Raw genomic sequence first — 1,564 nt, 5'->3', positions numbered from 1 at the left:
GGGTTAGTCTTCGGTCTGCCTGACGGCAGGCCCGTTCTGGGCTGAAAATCGGGGTGGTTGCCCGCCGACGTCGTCTCTTCTTTGGTCTGGTCGAGGTCGTGGGTTAGTCGGACGCCGGGAGCCGCGCCATGGGCCCTTCACTGTGCTTCGAGCACGCGGATTAGATTCGCTCGTCCCCTTGCGGCTCTTGCGGGCAGCCCGTGCAGGGTGCAGGACCGGAGTCGGTAGGAGGCTCGCATGCTCGAGGAAGCCAAGGACAGCGAGGAGATCATCGAACGTGTCGCGGCGCTGGACATCGGCAAAGCGTCGCTGGTGTGCTGTGTCCGGGTGCCGGACGAAGCGCGCAGTGGAAGGCGGCTGCAGGAGGTCGGGACGTACTCGACGATGACCAGGTCGATCCTGGCGCTGGCTGACCATCTGCGCTGCCTGGGAGTGGACCGGGTGGTGATGGAGGCCACCTCCGACTACTGGAAGCCGGTCTTCTACCTGCTGGAGGCGGCCGGTTTGGAGACCTGGCTGGTCAACGCCCGCGACGTCAAGCACCTGCCCGGACGGCCGAAAACAGACCGGCTGGACGCGGTGTGGCTGTGCAAGGTCGCCGAACGGCAGATGCTGCGCCCTAGCTTCGTCCCACCCGCCGAGATCCGCCACGTGCGGGATCTGACCCGCTACCGCGTCGATCTGATCGCCGCGCGCACCGCCGAGAAGCAGCGCGCGGAGAAGCTGTTGGAGGACGCGCAGATCAAGCTGTCCGTGGTCGCCTCCGACATCTTCGGCGTCTCGGGACGGGCGATGATGGACGCCCTGGTAGCTGGGGAACGCAACCCCAAAGCGCTGGCCCAACTGGCCCGATCCACGCTGCGCCGCAAGATCAGCGCGTTGGAGGAGGCGTTCACCGGCCACTTCACCCGCCACCACGCCTTCCTGCTGGGAAAGATGCTGACACGGGTGGATCAGCTGAATAGCGACATCGCCGAGGTCGATAAGGCGATCGAGGAGTCAATGGCCCCTTTCGCCGACGCGTTGGCACGGCTGGATGACATCCCCGGCATCGGCATCACCGGAGCACACGCCATCATCGCCGAGATCGGGCTGGACATGAGTCGTTTCCCCACTCCGGGGCACCTGGCCTCCTGGGCTCGTTTCGCTCCCGGGGTGAAGGAGTCGGCGGGCAAGAAGAAGGGCCGGGGCGCAACCGGCCACGGCAACCCCTACCTTGCCCGGGTGCTGGGCGAGGCCGCCGTGGTGGCCGGCCGCAGCAACACCTTCCTGGGCGAGCGCTACCGGCGCATCGCCCGCCGACGCGGTACCAAACGCGCCGTCGTGGCCGTCGGCCGCTCCATCCTGACGATCATCTGGCACCTGCTGTCCGACCCCGACAGCCACTTCATCGACCTGGGCGCCGACTTCTACGACCGGCGCGTAGGCACCGAACGCAAGAAACGCAAGCACATCCGCGAGCTTGAAGCCCTGGGCTACCGGGTCACTCTGGAACCGGCCGCCTGACCAATTGAGCTGATCACCCACCCCGACGCACCGTCGTCCGCCGGGGTTGGCTGCCGTC

At 66.9% G+C, this 1,564-nt stretch carries 1 protein-coding gene; it reads left to right on the top strand.

Annotated features, from left to right (window positions below):
* Positions 1–237: 237 nt before the first annotated feature.
* Complete coding sequence (locus tag DQW85_RS23320) at positions 238–1,506, top strand: IS110 family RNA-guided transposase (RefSeq protein ID WP_113702232.1); 1,269 nt, start codon at positions 238–240, stop codon at positions 1,504–1,506.
* Positions 1,507–1,564: the final 58 nt, after the last annotated feature.

The sequence above is a fragment of the Nonomuraea lactucae genome, from assembly GCF_003313395.1.
GTDB classification, from domain to species: domain Bacteria; phylum Actinomycetota; class Actinomycetes; order Streptosporangiales; family Streptosporangiaceae; genus Nonomuraea; species Nonomuraea lactucae.
The sequence above is the reverse complement of the archived record's forward strand: the minus strand, read 5'-3'. Positions and strand labels throughout refer to the sequence as shown.